Source organism: Nocardia noduli, assembly GCF_019038455.1.
Taxonomy (GTDB): domain Bacteria; phylum Actinomycetota; class Actinomycetes; order Mycobacteriales; family Mycobacteriaceae; genus Nocardia; species Nocardia noduli.
Genome location: NZ_JAFMPL010000005.1, coordinates 147,353 through 168,752 on the forward strand (window position 1 = coordinate 147,353; position 21,400 = coordinate 168,752).

At 67.8% G+C, this 21,400-nt stretch carries 22 protein-coding genes and 3 pseudogenes; 16 read left to right on the top strand and 9 right to left on the bottom strand.

Translation table 11 applies throughout. The features are described from left to right. The first annotated feature begins 9 nt into the window (after positions 1–9). Entirely contained in the window at positions 10–537 is a 528-nt protein-coding gene (locus tag JZ792_RS05880; RefSeq protein WP_216907616.1) for a hypothetical protein, read from the top strand. Positions 538–553: 16 nt separating this feature from the next. On the opposite strand, the gene JZ792_RS05885 is transcribed toward JZ792_RS05880, so the two are convergent. Beyond that, a complete protein-coding gene (locus JZ792_RS05885) occupies positions 554–907 on the bottom strand; it encodes a hypothetical protein (protein WP_254189358.1) in 354 nt (117 codons plus the stop codon). Between the two features lie 730 nt (positions 908–1,637). Here JZ792_RS05885 and JZ792_RS43190 point away from each other — a divergent pair. Further along, positions 1,638–1,736: pseudogene (locus tag JZ792_RS43190) on the top strand (hypothetical protein); the annotation flags it as partial. A 40-nt stretch (positions 1,737–1,776) separates the two neighbouring features. On the opposite strand, the gene JZ792_RS41855 reads toward JZ792_RS43190, so the two are convergent. Both JZ792_RS41855 and JZ792_RS05895 read right to left on the bottom strand, forming a co-directional pair. Further along, complete coding sequence (locus tag JZ792_RS41855) at positions 1,777–1,962, bottom strand: hypothetical protein (protein ID WP_254189359.1); 186 nt, start codon at positions 1,960–1,962, stop codon at positions 1,777–1,779. A 208-nt stretch (positions 1,963–2,170) separates the two neighbouring features. Then, a complete protein-coding gene (locus tag JZ792_RS05895) occupies positions 2,171–3,496 on the bottom strand; it encodes an alpha/beta hydrolase (RefSeq protein WP_216907620.1) in 1,326 nt (441 codons plus the stop codon). Positions 3,497–3,832: 336 nt separating this feature from the next. Here JZ792_RS05895 and JZ792_RS05900 point away from each other — a divergent pair, with 336 nt between their 5' ends. Next, a complete protein-coding gene (locus JZ792_RS05900; RefSeq protein WP_216907622.1) occupies positions 3,833–4,573 on the top strand; it encodes an NADPH-dependent F420 reductase in 741 nt (246 codons plus the stop codon). 708 nt (positions 4,574–5,281) lie between these two features. Here JZ792_RS05900 and JZ792_RS05905 read toward each other — a convergent pair. From JZ792_RS05905 to JZ792_RS05925, 5 genes are all read right to left on the bottom strand, one after another. Beyond that, complete coding sequence (locus JZ792_RS05905; RefSeq protein ID WP_216907624.1) at positions 5,282–6,859, bottom strand: MFS transporter; 1,578 nt, start codon at positions 6,857–6,859, stop codon at positions 5,282–5,284. A gap of 201 nt (positions 6,860–7,060) precedes the next feature. Continuing rightward, the gene (locus JZ792_RS05910; RefSeq protein WP_254189360.1) at positions 7,061–8,374 is read right to left on the bottom strand and encodes an NtaA/DmoA family FMN-dependent monooxygenase; all 1,314 of its coding nucleotides are present in this window, start codon (positions 8,372–8,374) and stop codon (positions 7,061–7,063) included. A gap of 217 nt (positions 8,375–8,591) precedes the next feature. Continuing rightward, positions 8,592–9,290 (bottom strand): nitroreductase, encoded by a 699-nt coding sequence (locus JZ792_RS05915; protein WP_254189361.1) that lies wholly within the window; start codon positions 9,288–9,290, stop codon positions 8,592–8,594. Positions 9,291–9,677: 387 nt separating this feature from the next. Then, a complete protein-coding gene (locus JZ792_RS05920; protein ID WP_216907628.1) occupies positions 9,678–10,589 on the bottom strand; it encodes an SMP-30/gluconolactonase/LRE family protein in 912 nt (303 codons plus the stop codon). 70 nt (positions 10,590–10,659) lie between these two features. After that, complete coding sequence (locus JZ792_RS05925; protein WP_216907630.1) at positions 10,660–11,253, bottom strand: TetR/AcrR family transcriptional regulator; 594 nt, start codon at positions 11,251–11,253, stop codon at positions 10,660–10,662. A 112-nt stretch (positions 11,254–11,365) separates the two neighbouring features. Between JZ792_RS05925 and JZ792_RS41860 the strand changes: the two are divergent. From JZ792_RS41860 to JZ792_RS42600, 13 genes and pseudogenes are all read left to right on the top strand, one after another. Then, positions 11,366–11,590 (top strand): annotated as a pseudogene (locus JZ792_RS41860) (ISL3 family transposase); the annotation flags it as partial. After that, positions 11,590–11,757 (top strand): annotated as a pseudogene (locus JZ792_RS41865) (low molecular weight phosphatase family protein); the annotation flags it as partial. The pseudogenes JZ792_RS41860 and JZ792_RS41865, both read left to right, overlap by 1 nt. 332 nt (positions 11,758–12,089) lie before the next feature. Next, positions 12,090–12,719: a hypothetical protein gene (locus JZ792_RS05930; RefSeq protein WP_216907632.1), complete on the top strand. Its 630-nt coding sequence runs from the start codon at positions 12,090–12,092 to the stop codon at positions 12,717–12,719. A 186-nt stretch (positions 12,720–12,905) separates the two neighbouring features. After that, positions 12,906–13,100, top strand: a complete 195-nt coding sequence (locus JZ792_RS05935; protein WP_216907634.1) for a hypothetical protein — start codon at positions 12,906–12,908, stop codon at positions 13,098–13,100. Next, complete coding sequence (locus tag JZ792_RS05940) at positions 13,097–13,534, top strand: hypothetical protein (RefSeq protein WP_216907635.1); 438 nt, start codon at positions 13,097–13,099, stop codon at positions 13,532–13,534. The genes JZ792_RS05935 and JZ792_RS05940 overlap by 4 nt, the downstream gene beginning before the upstream one ends. A gap of 52 nt (positions 13,535–13,586) precedes the next feature. After that, positions 13,587–14,339, top strand: coding sequence for a hypothetical protein (locus JZ792_RS05945; protein ID WP_216907637.1), 753 nt, complete (start codon positions 13,587–13,589; stop codon positions 14,337–14,339). A gap of 166 nt (positions 14,340–14,505) precedes the next feature. Further along, positions 14,506–14,931: a hypothetical protein gene (locus JZ792_RS05950; protein ID WP_216907639.1), complete on the top strand. Its 426-nt coding sequence runs from the start codon at positions 14,506–14,508 to the stop codon at positions 14,929–14,931. A 215-nt stretch (positions 14,932–15,146) separates the two neighbouring features. Continuing rightward, on the top strand, positions 15,147–16,568 hold the full coding sequence (locus JZ792_RS05955; protein WP_216907641.1) for a DUF3560 domain-containing protein: 1,422 nt from the start codon (positions 15,147–15,149) through the stop codon (positions 16,566–16,568). Between the two features lie 295 nt (positions 16,569–16,863). Then, on the top strand, positions 16,864–18,381 hold the full coding sequence (locus JZ792_RS05960; RefSeq protein WP_216907643.1) for an ATP-binding protein: 1,518 nt from the start codon (positions 16,864–16,866) through the stop codon (positions 18,379–18,381). A gap of 110 nt (positions 18,382–18,491) precedes the next feature. Beyond that, positions 18,492–19,085 (top strand): hypothetical protein, encoded by a 594-nt coding sequence (locus tag JZ792_RS05965; protein WP_216907645.1) that lies wholly within the window; start codon positions 18,492–18,494, stop codon positions 19,083–19,085. A 505-nt stretch (positions 19,086–19,590) separates the two neighbouring features. Next, positions 19,591–19,905: a hypothetical protein gene (locus tag JZ792_RS05970; RefSeq protein WP_216907647.1), complete on the top strand. Its 315-nt coding sequence runs from the start codon at positions 19,591–19,593 to the stop codon at positions 19,903–19,905. 69 nt (positions 19,906–19,974) lie between these two features. Next, positions 19,975–20,607 carry a hypothetical protein gene (locus tag JZ792_RS05975; protein WP_216907649.1) on the top strand — a complete coding sequence of 211 codons (633 nt, stop codon included), beginning with the start codon at positions 19,975–19,977 and terminating at the stop codon, positions 20,605–20,607. A 225-nt stretch (positions 20,608–20,832) separates the two neighbouring features. Then, a complete protein-coding gene (locus JZ792_RS42600; RefSeq protein WP_256461368.1) occupies positions 20,833–20,958 on the top strand; it encodes a hypothetical protein in 126 nt (41 codons plus the stop codon). 120 nt (positions 20,959–21,078) lie between these two features. Here the strand turns inward: JZ792_RS42600 and JZ792_RS05980 are convergent, their stop codons facing one another. Continuing rightward, positions 21,079–21,282 carry a hypothetical protein gene (locus JZ792_RS05980; protein WP_216907651.1) on the bottom strand — a complete coding sequence of 68 codons (204 nt, stop codon included), beginning with the start codon at positions 21,280–21,282 and terminating at the stop codon, positions 21,079–21,081. Between the last annotated feature and the right edge of the window lie 118 nt (positions 21,283–21,400).

Consider the following 21,400-nt stretch of genomic DNA (forward strand, 5'->3'; position numbering starts at 1 on the left):
CACGTAGCGATGACGTTGCCCACGCACCTGTCTCGAGGCGAAATATCCTCGTCACGCTTCGCCACGTCGGTGTTTGCTGCTGTAATACGCGACATGAATGACGATGACTCCGAGGAGCGTTCGTTCGCTTGGTTCACGATCCTCGACCTCGAGGATCGAGTGACCCTGCTGGCCGAACCCGGGGCGCCGCTGCCCACCTCACTGGTGGTCAAGATCGTTCGCGATCACGGCTCTGTGGTCGCCTCGACGACATGGGTGAACAACCCGCAGGACGAGAACGAATGGCATCTCGCGCCGATGCTCGCCGCAGAACTGACCCGACGCCGCGATCTACTCCTTGGCTGGTGGGACACGCTCTCGCCGGAGAACTGGGCCTTGTTCGTGCGGCAGCGCGACGGGCGACTGCCCGACGGCTACTCATCGGTGGTGAGGGGCGCTCTCGGCGTATCCAGTACTCCGACCGAGCAGGACTCCGTCGAGTTCACGCCGACCGCGTACGTCTTTCTCGAATGGAAGGCGCGCGAACTCAACCGATGAGTCGGTGCAGGTTCGGTCAGGTACTACTCGGGCCGTGCACCGGACGGGGCCGGACTGTAGCCGTGCCACCCCGAAGGCGCGGTATTGAGGCGAGGGCGATGATCGCGGCCAGGACGGCGATGGCGGCCAGGACCAGGTAGGTGTCGACGTAACTGCCGGTCGCGGTGGCCAGCGCGGTCCCGGCCCAGGGGGCGAGGGCCAAGACGATGACCACGGGTGCGGTCACGAGGCCGTTGAGACGTCCGTAATGTGCTGCGCCCCAGCGTTCGGTGATCGCGGTGGCCTGGATCAGGGACATGATCCCGCGTACCAGCCCGGCACCGATCGAGACTCCGATCAGGACCGCGACGGTGGTCCCGAGACCGAGCAACGCGGTTCGTAGCGTGGCAGAGCGGCACCGCGGCTGTTGCCGCGCATGCTGGGCGGGCGCAAATCCGGTCCGTTGTTCCTCACCGATCGCAAGGCCCGCCCCTCGGTGGCCATCCACGACCTCGACCCGGGTACGGGACGGACGCGGCTGTCCTGTCGGCGTGCGGCCGAGTTGTTCGAGGTCCACACCGGGGTTCCGGTAGTAACCGCGCGAAAAACAACGACAATGGCTTGACCAGCAGCGATGGCGGTTTTCCGGTTCCGGATCGGTCCGGGCGGGGCTACACCGGCGGTACGGGACGGCTGACGAGGTAGCCGTAGCATCGGCCGAATTTCGGGCGGATATGCCATAGATCGCTGGTTACGGGTGGTTGCGGTCGAGGTGGCGGTAGACGGTTTTGCGTGAGACGCCGAAGTTTCGGCGATCTGGGCGACGGTGTAGCGGCGTTTGCCGTTTTCGTCGGTTTCGTCGTACATCTCGCGAGCCTTGATGACCTGCAACCCGGTCAACGCGGTCGGTCGCCCGCCGACGCGGCCGCGCGGGCCCCGCTCGGTACCGCAGTCTCGGTCCACGGCCATATCGTTGGGATGGAACGCGACCGACTCGAGATCGGCGAGTTCTTCCAGTCCGCTACTTCCCACCCGCAGCAGCCGGCCGTCGTCGATGGAAACGACCATCGGTGCCCCATCCGGGCCGAAACCGAGACCCGAGGGGCGCCCCCGTGCGGCACATGACCGAACTCGCCGCCGCCCTCGACGAACGCGGCATCGACCTGGTCGTGCTCAAACGAGGCATCGACACCACCACCCCGGCCGGACGCTTCCTGTTCCACGTCATCGCCGCCATGGACGAGATGACCGCCGACCTCATCAGCGAAGGCACCCTCGAAGACTCGAATCCGCCCCGGGCCCGACACCGGCCTCCTTGGCCACTGCCTCGAGCGAGGTGCCGACACCGTGCCGCAGGAAATGGCGCTGCGCGGTCTCCAGAAGGGCCGCGCGGTTGCGCTGGACATCGGCTCGGGGCTTGCGCTCTCGCTGGTCACTGGTGGTCATGCGCCCTCCTGATCTCAGATGATGCCGCGCCCGCACCGAAACGGATGTCTCCTCCGCAAAAATACAGCGTAAAGCGGAGGATCTGTCCGGTCAAATGATCGGATCGGGCGCGAACGCGATCGTCGAGCGTGGACCCGAAGCTTCTGGTCCTCAACGAATTTCGCCCGCCTACCGGGTTGGGAACGGTGGATGCCTATCGTGTTCGGGACTACGGATAGAGCTCTGGACGGGGCAGCGGGTCCGGTTGGAACTCCACGAAGTGCGAGGAGTCGGTGCCGGTGTCGGCCGCGCGTTTGTTCATGGCCTCGGGACTCGTGCTCGGCCAGATGCCGGTGCTCAAGCGCTGGTCCATCGTCTGGATCGATGCGACCACCTCGTCGGTGGTGAAGTTGCAGTGTCCCGGGGCGGACACGTAGATCTGTCTGAGCAGCGCGGCATCGCCGTTGGCGCGCACCTTCTCGGCGTAGGGCGATTCCAGGGTGGTGAAGACGGCGTCGTCCCCGGTGGTGTGCACGGTCAGGATCGGCATCTGCGGGGAGCCGGTCGGGACGTATTCGTTCATCTCGGCGATCGCCTGTGGGTGGCTGGGTTCGACCCGCAGGGCGGCCCCGAGCGCATCCAAATCGTCGCTGATACTCAACCCGGCCTGCTGGTAGAGCGCGTCGACCTCGGCCTTCGCGTCGTGGCCGAGACCGCTGAACAGCGTGCGGTAGTCGACCCCGGTGTTCCAGGAGAACGCCCCGCCGACCTTGGATTCCATGTCGGCGCGCACCGCCGCCTGGAACACCGTGAACGTGGTGCTGAGGCTGTAGAACTGGTTGAGCTCTTGGGCGGCGTGGTCGGCGCGGGCGGGCTCGGCGGTTGCGGGCTGCGACCACGTCGGCAGGGTAGTGAAGACCGCCGCGAGCGCGAGCCTTGCCCGGCCTTGCGCCGTCTTCTGCGCGTTGTTGACGAGTTGGGTCCAGTAGCTCTGGACCGAGGCCACGTCGGTGATGTTGACGAGTGGGACGGTTCCGTCGGGGTCGAGCAGGGTCCGCAGGGTGAACGCACCGTCGAGGTAGGTGTTGAACCACGGCACTGTGCCGGCGACACCGGGGCACATCGCGATCGCGCCGTGGATCTTGTCCGGGTACCGCTCGGACAGCAAGGAGGTGATCTCCCCGCCCATGGACTCGCCCCAGGCGATGACGCGTCGAGGCGAGGTGACCTGTGCGGCGAACTCGTCGAGCGTGGCGATCTGGTCACCCAGCGCGTTGGGGGTCTGCCACCCGACGCCGGGGTAGGAACCACCGGCGAGGGCGTACCCGTGCCCGAGCAGTTCCTCGCCCACCTCGGTCGAGCCGGCGTCCCGCGCCGGGTTGGACGGTCCAGGGTTGTAGCCGTGGGAGTAGAGCAGGACCGTGCCGTTCCAGTTGGCGGGCACTTCGAACAGATAGGTGGCTCCGTCGGGCAGTGTGCCGGTGATCTTGCGGGCAGTGGCGTCGGCTGGGTCAGCGCATCCGACGGCACTGCCGGTGATTGCCACGACCGTCACAGCAGCCGCAGCCACCATGACGAGCTTCTTTCTAGCGCGCATCAGAAACAGACCTCGACTTCTCTGAACTGTAGGGATTGCTTGCCGGCGTCACTGCCGCGGAGTTCTCTGTCGCCGGGGCACGCCTGCTCACGACAAAGAACACCATGGCCAGGCAGGTCAGATTTTGACAGGATGCCGCCTCCGTTTTACGTTACACGAATACGGAGCTAGCATCCGGTTTATTCTGGATGTGATGCAGTCAGGAAGGCTCGTGGGTGCAGAAGCCGCCCCGGGCACGCGTTCGGCATACGGCGTGTTCGCCTCTGCTGGCGGATGAAAGAAGGGAGTTTCCGCATGAAGATAGGCATTATCGGTACCGGGTATATCGGCAAAACCCTGACTCTGAAGTTGGGCGCAGCCGGGCATGAGGTGAAGGTGGCCAACTCGCGAGGGCCGGACACGATCGGTGTCGACATACTGGCCTCGGGTGCGCGCGCGGTCTCCGCGGCCGAGGCGGTGAAGGATGTGGACGTCGTGATCTTGTCGATCCCGTTGAACCGCATTCCGCAGATCGCGCCGTTGATCGCCACCGTGCCCGCCGCGACGGTCGTCATCGACACATCGAACTATTATCCGTCACGCGACTCCCGGATCGAGGCCATTGAGAGTGGACAGGTCGAGAGCCTTTGGGTCGCAGAACAATTGGGCCGACCGATCGTGAAGGCGTGGAACGCTATCGGGTCCGATTCGCTTGCTCGAAGGGGCACGCCCGCGGGAACCGAGGGTCGTATCGCCATTCCGGTCGCCGCCGATGACGACAGAGCACGCGCGGTGGGCATGGCATTGGTCGAGGACACCGGATTCGACGGTTTCGATGCCGGAACGCTGGCGCAATCGTGGCGCCAGCAGCCCGGCGCCCCCTCCTACTGCACCGACCTCACCTGCGATGAGCTTCGGACCGCGCTGGCGACGGCCGAGGCCGCGAGATTGCCGAAGCGCCGCGACCTGGCGGCTGCCGTTCTGGCCGAGCGGATCGACGAATTGAGATCCACCCCCGAACAGGCCATCCGCGTGAACCGTGTGGTTTTCATGTAGATCTTCTGCGACGACCACTGTCGTGCGCGGGTGAAGGCCATAGTCGACGGGCTCGTCGCCGACTGCATCATCGTGCAACGGACGGCCGACCAATACCTCGCCGAGTCGGAGACCGCTGGGCCAGGGTCGACCACGGCGAACACACTGGTAGTCGCGATCCCTGACGGTCGTAGTCCGGTGCCAGTCAGGCCCACAGGGTATGGCGTATGGCGCACCCCCTAGAGCGGACGTGCGGAGTAATGAAAGAACTAGGCAATTGAAACGCTGTTCACCATTGTTATCGGCGCCCTGCTGGGGGTCGCGGTCCTCGGTTGCGGATCGAACTCGTCCGAGTCGGCGCCGACCAGCTCCACTCCCGACTCGTGTGCCCCCTCGAGCGAGCTGAACTTCATCTGCGATGTCGAAAACCCGGAAGACGTTGTCCTGGTCCCGGCCCGTGGGGTCCACCGCCGACGGAACTGGCGGTAAGCCGCTACCGCACATAGTTTCCGGAGTCGACGTGGTCATGTCGTGGCATTCGCCCAGGTCGTAGGCGGAGTTACCGCACATAGGCCGCAGCTATGCGCGGTAACCCGCTACCGCCAGTTTTCGCGGAGCTGGACTGCTACCCGGGAAATCCGCAGGTCAAGGCGCTGCACATCGCGCAAGCGCCAGATCTCGGGAATCTGGACCCCGCGGGCCGTCCCGAACAGCGACTGGGTACTCGCCTCATTCGAGCGAATCCGCTGCCTCCTCCGCCACGTCGCCGTAGCGCCGGGCGGAGTTCACATCGAACGGCGGCACCGTCCCGGCTGATCGTCGGACATCTTGCCCGCCCGGCAGGAACGCCGCGAGGATCAGGCCCAGCAGCGCCGCGCCCGCCGCGATCAGGAACGAGATGCGGAAGCCCTCCAGCGTGGGCACCTCGGCGCTTCCCACGTGCTGAGCCGTGCTCGCGAGAACGACACCGACGACGGCGCTGGACAGTGCCGTGCCGATGGCCCGCATCAGCGTGTTCAGCCCGTTGGCGGCGCCCGATTCCGACTGATCGACAGCGCCGAGGATGAGCGCGGGCATCGCCGAGTAGGCGACGCCTACGCCGCTGCCCGCGAGGATGGCGACGAGCACGATCTGCCACACGGCACCCAGCAGCGCTGTCCCGGCCAGATACGCGACGGCGAGCAGCACGAGCCCTGTCATCAGGGTGACCTTCGGCCCGCGCGCTGCCGAGAGCCGTGCGGCGAGCGGGGAGGCAATCATCATCGCGAGGCCCATGGACGACGCGCAGACGCCGGTGGCGATCATGGACATCCCCAGCCCGTACCCGGTGGATTCGGGCAGTTGCAGCAGCTGCGGCAAGACGAGTGTCACCGCGTAGAACGCGAGGCCGGTGGTGATCGCGGCCAGGTTGGTCAGCAGGACCTGGCGGCGCGAGGCAGTGCGCAGGTTCAACAGCGGGTCCTTGACGTGCAGCTCGAACAGGGCCCACAGTAGGAAGATCACCACGGTGGCGGCGAAGAGTCCCAGCGTGGTGGTGGCTCCCCAGCCCCAGTCGGCGCCTTTGGAGACAGGCAGCAGCAGGGCGACGAGTCCGAGGGTGAGCCCGAGCGCGCCGATCGCGTCGAAGCGGCCGGGGGTGCGCTGGGTGCTCTCGGGGACGACGGCGAGGATCGCGGCCATGGCCACCGCGCCGAGGGCGGCGGCGCCGAAGAACAGCCAGTGCCAGTCGAGGTTCTGGGCGATGAGCGCGGCCAGCGGTATAGCCATCGCGCCGCCGACGCCGATGGAGCTGCTTATCAGCGCCATGGCCGATCCTTGCCGCTCGCGAGGCAATTCATCTCGAATGATGCCGATGCCGAGCGGGATGACGCCCAACGCGAAGCCCTGAACGGCGCGGCCCACGATCATGGGCACGAGGTCGGAGGTGAATCCGGAGATCAGCGAGCCCAGCACCATCAGCCCGAGGCTGACGAGGACGAGGCGGCGCTTGCCGTAGAGGTCGCCGAGCCGCCCCAAGACCGGAGTGGCGGCCGCGCTGGACAGCAGCGTCGCGGTGATCACCCAGGCGGCGTTGGACGGCGTGGTGTCCAGCAGTCGCGGGAGATCGGCGATGACGGGGACGAGCAGGGTCTGCATGACGGCGACGACGATGCCGCTGAATGCCAGGACGGGGACGAGCCCGCGCCCTGCGGGAGTTCTGGCGGCCGCGGGGGCCGATATGGCCGATGCGGACACCGCGACGTCACTCCGGGGCGGTGCGTCGTCACCGAAAGTGCCACGGTCGGTGGTCAGTAAGGGTTTATTCATGCGGGGGTGCTCCGGGGGTGGTGCGAATGGCCGGTCGCTCTGCGCTTTGCCGTTGCCGGCGGCGACGTCGGCCAGTTCGTCGAGCGAGTGTCATGCATGATCGGGGGTGGGCCCAGGAAAGGCCGCGGGAGATGGCTGACGGCGCGGGACGCCGACGGATTCGCGGTGCCGGACGGCCGGCGGTGCCGGACGCCGCGGTGGTCACGGCCGGGTCTGCTCGGAGACGCGCAGGTCGAGGCCGTACTGCTCAGGGGCACCGAGGTTCTCGCGCAGGGTGGGGCCTTCGTAGTCCTCGTGGAACAGCCCGCGTTCTTGCAGGATCGGGACGACCTGGTCTACGAAGGCGTCGAAGCCGTCGTGGAAGCCGTCGAGGGCGATCGAGAACCCGTCGCATGCCCCCGCCTCGAACCATTGCTGCATGTGGTCGGCCACGTCGGTGGCGGTGCCGGCGATCACCGGGTGATAGTCGATCACACCGTGGGCGAGCACGTCGCGCAGACTCCAGCCTTCCCGGACCAGTTCCAGGGCACGGGCGGAGCGCGGGTCGTGCGGGCTGGGCGCGGCGTCGGCCAACTGCTGCGTGGTCAGGGGCTCGTCGAGCTGGTCGGGGTCGAGCGGGAGGCCGATCATGGTGCCGAGGTAGCGCACGCGCTGGCCCAGGTCGACGACCTCGTCGAGGAAGCGGCGCCGCTCCAGGGCGGCCGCGCGGGAGGAGGCGATGGTCGGCATGAACCCGGCGAGCATCTTCACCTCGTCCGGGTCGCGGCCCGCGCGCTTGGCGGCGTCCCGCAGGGCCTGGCGCTGGGCCCGGGCGTCCTCGATGGTGTATGGGTTGGCGTAGACGCCGCTGGCGTAACGGCCCGCGATCTCGAGGCCGTATTCACCGCCGCCTGCCTGGAAGATGACCGGCTGGCCCTGCTCGGACGGGGGGATGGGCAGTGGGCCGCGGGAGGCGACGTGGCGGCCCCGCAGGCTGATCGGCCGGATCTTGTCCATGTCGGCGTAGCGCTTCTTCTCGACGTCGAGCAGCATTGCGTCCTTCTCCCAGCTGCCCCACAACGCTTGCACGATCTGGATGACCTCGTGGGCACGCTCGTACTTCTGCGCGCGCGGCGGGATCTTGCTGCCGAAGTTCGCCGCGGCGGCGGGGGTGGAGGTGGTCACCGCGTTCCAGCCGGCCCGGCCGTGGCTGATCACGTCCAAGGCCTTGAACTGGCGGGCGAGGTTGTAGGGCTCGGTGAAAGTGGTGGAGGCGGTGGTGACCAGACCGATCCGCTCGGTCTCGCGCGCGAGGACGGTCAGCAGCAGCAGCGGGTCGATCGCCTGGCGCGGGGCGTGGTGGGTGAGGTCCATGTCCAGGACCGGGGTGTCGGCGATGAACAGCAGCTGGACCTTGCCGCGTTCGGCGGTCTGTGCGTAGCGCACGAACTGGTCCATGTCGGTGTAGCTGTTCAGGTTCGCACCCGGCAGCCGCCAGGCCCCGGGTTCTGCCCCGTAACCGCCGCTGAACTGCATTCCCAGAACTATCTGTCGGCTTGTCATTGTTGCTCCTCCAAACGAGGCGAGAAAAACGGAGGCAACCTCCGATCCCTTCCCAAAATACGGAGCCATCCTCCGCATTGTCAAGGGCGGATCGGGCGAGTGCGAGGAAGGCGTGGGCGCGGGCTCCTGGTCCAGCCGACCGATTGGCGGCCAGGACCCACGCGCCGGGTGGCAGCAGCGGGCGGACGGGCTACTGACCGTCGAGGACACCGGGAGTGCTGTGCAGGACCACGCTGTGCTGGAGCGGGATGCGTGTCCTGCCGAACGCGTTCACCGGTGCCGCCGGGTCGGCCGTACCGAAGGAGATGCCGAACAGCAGCTTGAGATCCTCGGGAACATTTAGGACCGCGCGGACGGTGCCGGCATAGAGCCCGAGCATGGTCTGCGGAATGCCGGCGAACCCCCTCGACGCCAGCGAGAGCAGGAAGTTCTGCGCGTACATGCCGATATCACCGGCCGTCCGCACCCCGTCGCCCAAAGCAGGCATGAACAGGAGCGCGACGTGGGGAGCCCCGAAGAACTCCAGGTTTTCGCGGACCGCCGCCTTCCTGCCTTCCCGGTCCGAGCGCTCGATTCCCAGGCTTCCGTAGTAGCCCGCGGCAAGGGCCTGCGCCCGCTCGAAGTAGATTCCCTCGCCGTAGTCGGCGGTGAAATCCGGGGAGATGCGTCCATCCTCATCGGCCTGGAGCAGTTCCCTGGCCAGCGCGTCCCGTTCCACACCCGAGACGATGTGCACTGCCCACGGCTGGGTGTTGCTGTTCGAGGGGGCCGTCTGCGCATCTTCCAGCACCCCACGGATGTCCGCAGGAGGCAGGGGGGCGGGCATGAACTTGCGGGGGGAGCGCCGGGAGCGCGCCAGGCCGGTGAAGGGGGATGCCGTGCCGGTCAAGGTAGTTCCTTCCCATGGCGCGCAGCCGCCATAGCGGCCGGGCACAGTGCGGATGACCCGCCAGGAGCCGTCATGGAGGGCTGTGCAGGACCCACTTTGTGGGTGCCGAGCGCCTTGCGAGTGCTCGCGGGCGGCGCCACGGCAAGACTCCGGCGCAGAGCAGGGGACTGCGCGCTATTGGTGTTCGCTTGTCGGTATTCGTGGTGTGTTGGTGTACTTCGCGGCGCCGAAACCACCCTCATGCCGTTTCACGCCCGAGGGCGGCGCGGTCAGCGGTGGACGGCGCGACTCGTTTCCACTACGTCCTCCAGGATGGTTGTCGCAGCGGGGGCGAAGCACTCCGGGACACTGTCGCGGAGACGCTTGCGCCGACGTAGGAGCCTGCCGTCAGTCTCGGATTCCCGCCACCTCGACCTCAATGGCTTCGATCCGGCCCGTGGCATCCATGCCATTGCCGAGGCGCTCGGGGCTGGTATCGGAGATGAGCAGGTAGAGGGTCTTCATCTCCGGTCCGCCGAGTACCGCATCCACCGCGAAAGTGCCGCCGTCGGGATATGTCGCGGTGTCCGGGTCGATTCGGATGACGTCGGTGACCTCGCCGCCATCGAGGACGCGGCGAAATTCACCGATCCACGGGAAGGCCGCCCACACCGCACCCTCGCTGTCGATGCCGATGCCATCGATCGCCTCTATATCCGGTGACCCGAATTCGGCGAACACGCGCTGATCTGTCAGCGCGCCGTCGTCGGTCACGGTGAACGCAGTGAGCCTGGTCCGTGGCGCCCGGAACGATTCCGCGACGACCAGGGTTCGCCCGTCGCCGGAGATAGCGATGCCGTTGGGGAATATCAGATCCTCACCGCCGGTGTCGATTCGGCCATCGGGATGGCAGATGATCAAACCCACACCGATGGGATCGGTTCCGAAAACGTAGCCCTGCGGACCGATATAGGCGCGGCCCTCTCGGTCCACGGCCATATCATTGGGATGGAACGCGACCGACTCGAGATCGGCGAGTTCTTCCAGTCCGCTACGTCCCACCCGCAGCAGCCGTCCGTCGTCGATGGAAACGACCATCGGTGCCCCATCCGGGCCGAAACCGAGACCCGAGGGGCGCCCGGGCACATCGGCGACATCCTCGGGCGGCTCGCCGGGGGAAAGGCGACTGATCTTGCACCGGGTCATGTCCGAGAACCACAGCGCCCCACGGTGCCACCGGGCGCCCTCGAGGTAGCCGAGACCTCCCTGCGCCACAATGCGGCGAGCGTCAGCGGGCAGCACTCTTGGTGAATGTCTCATTGAATCTCCTTGAAAACTGCGGTATCGGGCGCTGGCGGCTCAGACCTGAGCGAGCCGGGCGTCCAACGGTTCACGCATTCTGGTCCCGCTCGCGGTAGCCGCTGGCGAGCAGCGTGCGGAGCCGGTCGAGCGACTGTTCGTCGGCGCCGTTGCCCTTGATCCAGGCAATGGAACAGGCCGCGAGGAACAGGTCGTACCCCCGCACCGACGAACGCACCTGCCCCGCGAGCTGCGCGGCTTCCACGTACTTGTCGGTGGCGGCGATGAAGATGTCGCAAGGAATCGTGAGCGGGTTGTCCGGCTCCTGCGCCTGGGCCGCGGCCATGAGCGGGTCCGGGAGCCCGCTGAAGGTGCTGAAGTAGTCCTCCATCGCCCGCAGCCACTGTTCCAACGCCTCGCCGGCATCGCCCAATTGCTCGATGTCGGCCCGGCGGGCCACCAGCTCCTCGGAGCGTGTCTGTAGCACGGCCGCCAGCAGCGCCTCCCGGGTGGGGAAGTGCCGGTACAGGGTGCCGGGCCCGACGCCCGTCTCCTTGGCCACCGCCTCGAGCGAGGTGCCGACTCCATGTCGCAGGAAGTGACGCTGCGCGGTCTCCAGAAGGGCCGCGCGGTTGCGCTGGACGTCCACTCGGGGCTTTCGCCCCCGCTGTTCACTGGCCCTCATGCGCCCTCCTGCTTCCGGTGATCCTGCGACCACATAAAAACGGATTATGCCTCCGTATATGTTCGAGCATAAAGCGGAGGTAGCATCCGGTCAAGTCGGCTCGGCCCCTGGTCTGCTGGACTGCTCACGTCGCCTCGAGATCTCGCTGAACACCGTCAAACGCTACCCACGCGCACCCGAGCCGGACCGATTGCGCCGCCCACCCCAGTATCGACCGACTCTGGTCGATCCCTACCGCGACCACCTACGCCGGCGTCGCACCGATGATCCGGGCGTTCCCGTGCTGCGACTGTTAGACGAGATCAAAACCCTCGGCTACACCGGCGGCTTGAACCTGTCACCCTCGGCCGCGAAGCCCCCCTCGAACCCGCCGACGGCCAGCGAATCATCAACTGGGACACCGATGAACCCTCCCAGCACGGGATCGACGGCATCGAACGCATGCGCCTAATCCGCGACGACATCGCCAACCGCGTCCACCACCTGCTCGCCCAACTCACCACGCCCGCCTACCCTTCTCCCGCCTACGGAAGAAGGGCCGACCTCAATCTGTCTTGTCCGTGCATGGCACGGACAAGACAGCACGCAGACCCCCAAAACCCGCGACAGCAACGACTTTCATCACACGGACAGCTCTCTCGTCGATGATGCGCGTTCGCCATCGTCTGCCAACAACCTACGACTCGGCACACCGATGATCTGCATCACATACTCGGCACAGGAATAGAGACATACACCCGGACCTATCGCCACGAGACCGGAGACGAGCGCACTCCCCCAAACAGGACATAGACCTATCTGACACCTGTTGTGCCACGACAAGGATGTCCCGCGCCATGAGCCAGGGCTACCTGTACGGACTGTTCGGCGTGTGGTGGCCGAAAAGTTGCTGTCGTCAATGCTGTTTCGTCTCCGTGCCCAGTTGGCCCGACCAGCTCGCCCGCTACCGCGCATACCCCGAGGAAGCCTACCGCCATCTGGTCGACGAGTACTGCGCACTGGCGCTCAACCACCGCAGCGGACTGTTCGGGCCAGGGAAATCGTTGCGCGACAGGCTCAGGGCCGACGGTGCGGTCGAGGTCCACGCCCTGGCCGACGCGGTGATGGACTCATGCGAGTGGGCGGTGTACCGGGTACGGCGCTGCTACAGCGCCCGCGCCCAGGCATGGCGCGCGGTCGAGATCATCCACCGCGCCGACCGCACGGTGGCCGAGCGGTACGTCCTCGACCTGGCAGATAGCCTCGAGATCGCTGTGCGAGTCGATGGTGAGCACACCCGGCTGTGGCTGAGCGTCGAGACCGAGACCTATCCGCGCCTGGAGGAGTTCTTCGTCGCCGCCCCGAACACCATCAGCCCGAAGAAACGCATGGGTTTCGAAACCCGGTGGGGCGGACACGCCGACGAGCGCTTATGGGCACTCGAACACGCCGCACTGCATCACGCGGACTCTCGGGTCGCCGCCTGAGCACCGGCCCTCCCGCGCTGACTGACACCACACCACACCAGGCACCGCATCCGGTGCATCGCGCCGACCCTCTCGGCTCGTGCGTGATTCGCGTCGGGCCGACCTCTGTTCGCTTCCAGCTTCGCGGTCCCGGCCTGTCACGGCCGGCGTGAGCCGTCCTACCTCCCCACAGAAAGGACGACACCCGTGTCCCCGATCCAGCACGAGTTCACCACCTTGGAGACCGAAAGCCTGATCTGCACGGCCGCTGAACTGTGGGCCAGTACCGGTGACCCCACGACATCCTCGGCGCGCACCAGAAGGCACTGCTGGCCCGCGCACACGAACTGCTCACCGCCGAGGACCCCGACGACGACGAATGCCCCGCCGTCGCTGCGGTGAGTGGTAGGCCCGAGACCGCCTTCGTCATCGCCCACCACGAACCGGTCCCGTTCGCCATCGATGAACCTGCGTTCGCGGGCTGGCTGGCGGTGCACGCCGACCGGGTCGAGGGTCTGCTACCGGGCCGCCACGACCTGATGCCCGCCAGTGACCTGGTGGCGTTGTTCGAAGCCGCGTGCGAAGCCGATGTCCTCACCGAGGATCCGCGCCTGGAGCTGTGCCTCGATCACGACAACACTGCCGCGCTGCCCGGGTTCACCCTCGTACTGCGCAACCAGGACGGCAGCCAGGAGGGACTCGGGTTGACCACCGGGTTCACCGAGTTGCTGTTCCCCGAAGACGAGGTCTCCTCCGCCGAGGCGGCGCGGTTCCACCTCGAGCACATCGTCGAGGTCGCCAACGGCGTCCTGTCCCTGATCACCGGCCGTCTCTGACCGAGGACCACCGCGAGATTCCTCTCCGACACCAGCGAAAGCAGGAGTTGCCATGATCCCCGTCCAGCAACTACGCACGTGGGCCTCCGGCCTGGACCTGTCCGGGCATGTCGGAATCGATGAGGGCGGACTGACCCTGGTGGAGATCCCCGAACACGACCGGCTGTCCGGCGCCTACCTCGAGGTCGGCGGCTGCGACGAAGACCCCGACCCGGCCGACCCGCCGCCGACCCGGCCGACGACGGATACGGAGCCAGTGAGTGCAGCGCCGGGTTCGGTGGTGGTGTCGGTGGCGGATCTGCTGGCCTTGGTCGGCGGGACTCTCACCCGAGCCGAACTGCCACGCGTGCGGGCCGCGATCCGGAAGTCGAGCGTCGGTGACACCTTCAGCGAGGTGGTATTCGCGGTCATCACCGCACGCCGACACGAACTCATCACCGGACTGCGGGAGTTCTTCAATCCCGGGATGTTCACCGGCCGCCTCGGCCGCGGACCCCTGGCGGAGGTGCCCGGTGATCACATCGGTCGGCTGTTCGGGGATATCGAGATCGCGTCCGAGCTGTCGCTGATGCGGGTGTGCTGCGGTGACGCCGCCCGACTGTGTGTGCTCGACCGCAAGACCGACAGGTTGTTCGACCTCGGCGAGATCTTCGACGCCTGGCTGCACGGCGACGCGCCACTGCCCGGCCCCCTCACGCGGTGGATCGGTGAGGCCGTCGACGACTTCACCTACGACGAACTCACCCGCCTGGGCCCCCACGACTACCGACTGCCCGCACCCGCACCCGCTCCCGGCCGCGTCTGACACCCCCTTGCCGTGGCGACGAACACGACGACACCGCCGGACTGCCCGGGTTCACTCTCGTGCTCCGCAATCACAAGGCGTGCACAGCGTTCGGCCGCGAGGTCGAAGCCGACCGCGACCCCACCCGTGCCCACCACTTGTATCCACGACGTCGAAAGGAATTGGAATGGAGGATCGTTTCCTGGGGCCGGTCGTCAAACGCACCGAGGCCCGCTGCTACAACACCGATGTCAGCACCAGCGGATTGTGCACGGCGTGCGGCAGGCACACCGACGCTGTCTCCTCGGAGCGCGACGGTCACACCCCGGAGGTCTCCGGGTCGCTGGGCTATGTCGCGCACTATCGGGATGGTTCCACGCGCACGATCTCCTCCGATGGCTCGTTCGTGTGGCCGTCGGACCGCGACGATTGCACCATTCTGGTCAGTGCCGAGGTTCGCCCCGGCCTACCTGATCTCAGCGCGGCCGGGTGGTTCGCCGAGAGCGACCGCGCCGCCGAGTACGCGGCAATCCTGACCGCGTCCGGCGAATACCGCGCGGGCGGGGTGTGGATCACCGAGGAGCCCGGGGTGAGTCATCGCGTCGATCTCTGATCTCGCGTTCCACCGCGGCGTGGATCGGTGAGCCCGTCGACGACCTCACCCACGACGAACCCACCCCGACCGGCCCACGACCACCGGCTCCCCCAACCCGCTTGTGGTAGAGACCGACCTCGGTTGCCTGGGTCCGCGACCACGGCAACCCCACGATCGTGCCCGAATCATGCCCGCATGCGCATGTCGACAACTATTGGAAGGAGGTGGTGCTCGTGTCGGCACTCACGATCTCTCATACCGCCGAAGAGGGCACCCTGTTGACCGGCACCGACCGCGGTGACGGCACCTACGAGATCATGTCCGCGGTACGCGAGACGATCGGGCATTGGCGGTGGGGCCGCAGCCTGGACGGCTGGTACGTGGTGTCCTCCCGTGATCGCCAACCCAAGCAGTACTACATCGACTACGCCGCCGAGAAGTTGCGTGAGGCCGGGTATACCGTCGAGGTCGACATCGACCGTTCCTCGCGCGCGACCGAGGACGCCGAGACCGACCGCGCGAGCCGTCAGGCCGATAGGGTCGAGGCGTTGCGGGACAAGGCATCGCGCAAGGACGCGAAAGCCGACGCCGCGGAGGCCGCCCATCAGCGAGCCCACGACCGATTACCCCCGTTCGGAGAGCCCATCAAGATCGGACACCATTCCGAACGCCGCCATCGCAACGCGATCGACAAGGCGTGGAAGGCATTCGGTCGCTCGGTCGAGGCCGACCGCGACGCCACCCGCGCCCACCATCGCGCCGAATCCGCAACTTACACCACCGAACTGCGCAATTCCCCCCGCACGGTCGCCAACCGGATCGACACCCTCGAGGCCGAGCAGCGCGGCGATCAACGCACCCTGGACGGGCACACCCGCCGCTTCCTCGACGGCCGCGGCGAGGTGTATCAGACCGACACCACCAGCCCGGCGACCGGTGAGTACCGGGAGCGGGTACTGGCCCGGATGACCCAGCGCGAGAAAGACATCGCCTACTGGAAACAGGTCCGACAATCCCAGATCGACCAAGGCCAGACTCTGGGCTGGCGCCGTGAGGATTTCACGGTCGGGGACTTCGTGCGCGCTCACGGGTCGACGTGGCGGCAGATCACGCGCGTGAATCCGAAATCGGTGTCGGTGGTCAACTTCTCCCTCTCGCCGCTGATGCTGCACACCATCACGGCGAAGATGACCGGGCATCGGTGGATCACCACCGACGACACGGTCCGCTTCCACGACGTCACCGCTGTCATGACCGAAGACCAAGCCCGCCAACGGTTCCCCGATATCTTCGCCGACCTCGACACCACCGTCACCAACCTGCCGCCGCGCCCGAAACGCAAACCCGGCAAGACCAAACTCGACTACCAGCATGGCCTTCAGGCCGAGCGCTGGTCCTGGCACCTCGACGGCATCGACTACGACGCGGCATGGGCGCACCCGCCGTACTGGTTCGCCACACCACCCGAACCGATCACCGACCCGGGAGTGGTGCGCCTGCGCGCGCGGCGCCGCCCGGTCGCGCGTGTGCACGGTGACCCTGTCGAACTCCCCGTGACCGAGTTCGCGATCACCGGGCCGGTGCGCTGGCCCGAAGAAGTCCACAACCAGGTCCGTGCCCTGGTCGAGGCCCGCACCTACCTCCCCGCCGCCTGAACCCAGCGACACCCGGGCCGACGACGTCGGGCCACTGACCACCCCGCGAATCGCGCCGGCCTCCCGCAATCCGCTGTCACGCCACAGTATTCGTCGCCCCCGACAGCGCCGTCGACCCGTTCGGTCGCTGTTCGACCGATTCCTCTGCCCGGCCTGCCCTGCTGCGGCTTCTGCCCCTCGTCCCGGCACCCTCGAGATCGGAGAGATCCATGATCGCTTCCAGTCCTTTCCTTCACGCTGCGGTTTCGGCTTGTCGTCTGCCCCCGCCCGTCGAACGGCTCGCTCAGGGTGGCCGGTGAGGGGCGCGGTGGCGTGGTCGGTGAACGTGGCCGGACTCACCGGGCACCCACGCAAGGTGACGGCCGAGGTCACCCCAGGATTGCCCTCGCTCACCGTGACCGGTCGCTCCGAGGACCAGATGCCCGCATGTCTCGACCGGATTCGTGCGGCTGTCACCGCCAGTGAGCGGGAATGGCCACAGGCCCGGATCACGCTCACCATGTCGCCGCCGGTCAGCTCAGGTATCGACGGTGTGCACGATCTCGCCGTGGCGGTGGCGGTACTCGCCGCCGACGCCCCGGCCACGATCTCCGCGTCGCGGCTGGCCGGGGTCGTGCTGCTCGGGCGACTCGCCCCCGACGGCACGGTACGTGCCGTGCGCGGGATCCTGCCCGCGGTCCTGGCCGCCCGCGACCACGGCCACACCACCGTGATCGTGCCGCGCGAAAGTTCGACCGAGGCCGCTCTCGCATCGGGGATCACCGTTCTCGGTGCTGATCACCTCGCGGCGGTGTTGGCCTGGCTCGGCGGCACCGACGACGCCCTGTCCAGTCCTGTCGCTGTCGCGGTGCCGCCGGAATTCACCGGTGTGGATCTCAGTGACATCCGTGGTCACTTCCGGGCGCGGTGGGCGCTCGAGGTGGCCGCGGCCGGGGGACACCACCTGCGCCTGATCGGACCTCCGACCGCCGGGCTCGGCGCGCTCGCTCGCCGCCTGCCCGGGTTGCTGCCACGCCTGACCGAGACCGAGTCGCTCCAGGTCCGGGCGATCGCGGCGCTGACCGGCCTGCTGCCCGAGGGGCCGCTCGCACCACTCAGCGCGCGCCCCTATGTCGAGGTCCATCATTCGGCGAGTGCGCGGGCGTTGTCGGGCAGCGCCGCCACGGCACGTCCCGGCGCGCTCGCGCGCGCTCATCTCGGTGTGCTGCACCTGGAGTCCTATCCCGAACTGCACGACCGCACCATCGAGGCGTTACGGGTCTCACTCGATGACGGTGAAGTCGTGGCGGCCAACCGGGACAATGTGCTGCGACTGCCCTGCGACACCGTCGCGGTGTTCACCTCGGCCGAATGCCTCTGCCCCGCAACCCAAGACACCGGCTGCGCCTGCCCGGCAGCGGCCAAACGCCGTCACAGGGAACGGCTGCACAGTGCGCTGGCCGAGCGGGTCGACATCACCGTGCGCGAGGACCCCGACACCCGTCGCGGTTTCGGAGACGATTCGCGTGAATCCAGCGCCGAAGTCCGTGCACGGGTGAGCGCGGCACGCGCGGCGGCGGTCCGGCGGTGGCGCGAGCACGGCTACACCAGCAATGCCCGCGTCCCCGCACCGCTGCTGTGCCGACAGTTCCCATTGTCGCCCAAGGAGGCAGCGCCACTCGGGGCGGCACTGGGTCTGGGCCGGATCACCCGCCGCGGCGCCGAGGGGACCCTCGCGGTCGCGGTCACCATCGCCGACCTGCGCGGTGCCGATCACCCCAGCACCCACGACATCGTCGAAGCCCTGCACCTACGCGGATCCGACACACGATAGGACCGCCGAGGGCTCACCGGGCCGTCTCGAAATCCACTGTCGGACCGACTGATACGCCGCCGCCGTGCACCACGGCGGCGTTGTTGTTTGTTGCGAAGGAGTCATGCCTCATGTCCATACCCGTGCCCACCGACCCGTCCGCCACCAACGTTCACGCCGAGAATGCCCGCGCGCGTGCCGAGGGCTTCGTTTGGGGTGTGTTGCACATCCAGTACCCGTCCACCCCCGATGCCGCCACCGCCCGGGCGTTCGCCGCCGCCTACGCCGAGCGTGTCACCGAATCACTCACCAGTGAGGGTGTTCTCGTGCCGGATTTGGCGGAGGCGTGGGTCGCGTGGCGGGTCGCCGGTGACCTGACAGCGAACCTGGCCCCCGCCCGGGTCTCGGTCGAGCGGGCACCGCGTTTCGAGGAGTACGACGCGGCGTTGGGGAACCGGACGGCGTGGTGGCTGTGTGCCGAGGCTCTCGGTTATGTGCGTGGCTGGTGTGACGCGGCCGGTGTCGGGTCCGGTGACGCGGTCGATTTCGCCCACGCCTACGCCGTGCTCGTGGCCGCGGGCGCGTCGCGCCCCAATATCGCCGACGCCTGGACCAACTGGCGTGCGGGCCGCCCCCTCACCGCCTTCAGCACCCAGGCCCCCGATCAGCCCCCCCCGGAAGCCCACACGCCGATCCACGCACCGGCCGAACGGATTCCGCGATGAACAGCGCCGAGCACCTCACCCCCGGCCGCGGTGCCCCGTGACATCTGTCTCGTCTGCGGTGGCCTGCCCACCGAGCCGTTTCCCGGCGACGACATCCCCGGGACGACCGAACGGAGAACCCTTGTGATCGATACTTTCGCCTGGACGGTGACCCTCACCCACCCCGGTGGTACCGAGCTGGCCATGATCGCGGCCAGTTTCACCGCTGTGCCGGACCCGGTCGCCGAATCGGTGCCCGCGTACCCGGTCCCGCCCGAGACCCGGAATCGAGTCCGCGCCGGGCTGCTCAACAGCGACGCCGGATATCCGAACGACCCGTATCGCCTCTACCGGCTCGGCGGCTCCGGCCACCGGCCGCCGCACGATCTGGCGGTCGCGGTCACCTTGCACCAGCTCGCCGTCGACCCGCCGTGGAGGGGGCTGCTCGACCATGTCGTATTCCTCGCCGAGGTCGGCCTCGACGGCAGGCTGCGCCCCAGCCACCCCCCCCCACGCGCTGAGGGCCTTGATCGCGGCGGCAGCGCGCGCGGAATTCCGGCACGTCGTCATCGCCGCGGGCGAGAACACCGACGACCTCGACCCGATCGAAGGCATCACCGTCGTGGCCCGCCCCGATCTTCGGGGAGTGTTCGACTGGCTCAAGTCACGGCCCAACCACCAGCCCGCCGCCGCGGCGGCAGTTTCACCGGAGTCACCCGGGACACCTATCGCCCACAACCTCGGCCCCTCCCAGGTCCGCGGACTGCGGGCAGCCCTCGACGGTCCCGGCAGCAACCCCGACCGGTCACCGACCTCGGCGACGCCGCCGAGCACCGACTGAGCGACTTCATCGGAGACCACCGCTGACCCACCCGCGCCCCCGTGGCCCCCGAATCGGGAGGAGACCTCTATGGGTTCGACCGGATACCAGGTGTCGGCATCGGTCGACACCCACCGCTTCGTCCTGGACAACCTACGCGAACAGCTGCGCGACGGGCACCGGGTCGTGGCCCACTGCCGCACCGCGTTGGGCACCGGCCACCGGGGCGGTTGGTCCTATGCCCTCTACGCCGCGATCGCCGACACCACCACCACACCAGCGACGGTGTCGGCGCATGTGGTGCTGTATCTGCGCAGCCACCGCAACGGCACATCCGAGATCGTCGTCAAACACCTGCACGAAACCGAAGGACCCGTCCAGCACCACGGCGTCACCCGCCGCGTGCTCGAAGCACTCACCCCCACCGAGCACCCGTACGCCTGCCAGTGGCGGACCGACGCGCTCCGCCACCACCGCGCCGCGGCCGATGCCCGCCGCCGCGCAGCCGCGGCGGTCGGGGCGGTCGGGGCGGTCATCCGGTTGGACCGCACCTACACCTACGGCCACGGCATCGGCACCGTCCGCCAAGTCGTAGTGTGCTCCCCGACCCACTGGCGACGCGCAGAGATCACCGACGAGGCGACCGTCACCACCAGTCCCCTGCTGCGCGCCGCCCTCGGATGGGCGCTACATGAATTCGAGATCCTGCGCGCACCCCAATAATCCACGCCGCACACACCGCGATCCTGACACCCGCACGACGCCAACCGCTTTCCACATCCCATCCCCCTTCGCTGGCCGTTGCCCTGGTACCGCCGACCTCGACCCGGTCGAGGGCATCACCGTCGTGGCCCGCGCCGACCTTCGGGGAGTCCTCGACTGGCTTGAGTCGCTGCCCGACCACAGCCCGCCGCTGCGGCGGCGGCGGCTTCACCGGAGTCGCCCGAGATGGGTATCGCCCACCACCTCGGCCCCGCCCGGGTCCGCGGATTGCGGGCAGTCCTCGACGGTGTTGGCGACGCCGCCCCGCCGGTCACCGGCCGCGGGCGGCTGGGCTACCTGCTCCAGCGGTAGTGGGCGACCGCGGGATTTCGTTGGGGTTGTGGTTGTCCGTAGGCTTGCCTCGGAGAAGGCCCCCGAGGTCTCGCGCCGCACGACGCTGCCCCGAGGGTCTTCCCAGAGGGTCGGATCCTGTCAGTTCGTGACGCTAACCAGAATCCTGCCCGCTCTACCGATCGCCGCCAGCACGGTCATAGCCGTGCTGGCGGCGTCATCGTTCCCGACGACGTTCACCAGCATCGACACGACCGACAGGACTCGCAGGCCGATCAACACCACCTGCCCGCCTCTCTTGGCGAGGGTGCCGACGGTCTCGCGACCGCGCTCGAACCTACCCATGGACCAACTCATCGGTGAACCGCGTCCTTTCGCTCCGCCCACACGGGGCTTCGTCCTCCGCGCCAACCGCGACGGACGGACACGCACCAACCACCGGGCAGTCGGGACGCCTCCACCG